The sequence below is a fragment of the Paraburkholderia sediminicola genome (assembly GCF_046027825.1).
In the GTDB taxonomy this organism is placed as follows: Bacteria; Pseudomonadota; Gammaproteobacteria; order Burkholderiales; family Burkholderiaceae; genus Paraburkholderia; species Paraburkholderia sediminicola_D.
In genome coordinates, this window is sequence record NZ_JAQQDU010000252.1 from 1 (window position 1) to 649 (window position 649).

A 649-nucleotide genomic window follows, 5' to 3' on the forward strand; every position below is an offset into this window, starting at 1 on the left:
AGCATTGCCGAGCATGAACGACGCATCGTCGGCTGAACCGGATTTCACCGGACGCTGCTCCGCCGACCCACCTGCCGCCGCCGCGCCCGCCTCATTCCCGAAGCCACCGAGAATCACGTTGAAGAACGAGCGGTTCATCGCGCGACACATGATGTACGACAGGATCGCACCGGACGAGCCCACCAGCGAACCCGCGATGATCAGCATCGGATTGTTCAGCGAGAAGCCGATACCCGCCGCGGCCCAACCCGAATACGAGTTCAGCATCGACACGACCACCGGCATATCCGCGCCGCCGATCGGAATAATGATCAGCACACCGAGCACGAACGCGATCAGCGTCATGATGATGAACGGCAGCCACGATTGCGTGAGGAAGAAGATCACGCCGAAGCCGAGCATGCCGAGCGCGAGGAACAGGTTGATCAGGTGCTGCCCTGCATAGACCACCGGCGCGCCCTGGAAGAGCCGGAACTTGTACTTGCCCGACAGCTTGCCGAACGCGATCACCGAACCGGAGAACGTAATCGCGCCAACGAACGTGCCGATGAACAACTCGACGCGATTGCCGTACGGCAGGAAGCCCGGAATCGGATTGTCCGGATCGACCAGACCGAAGGCCGACGGTTCCGACACTACCGCATAGGCA

The 649-nt window shown here is 61.5% G+C and carries 1 protein-coding gene; it reads right to left on the bottom strand.

The window, feature by feature from the left end:
• Positions 1-649: NAD(P)(+) transhydrogenase (Re/Si-specific) subunit beta (locus tag PQQ96_RS42140; RefSeq protein WP_408303348.1), on the bottom strand; the 649-nt coding region annotated here is incomplete at both ends.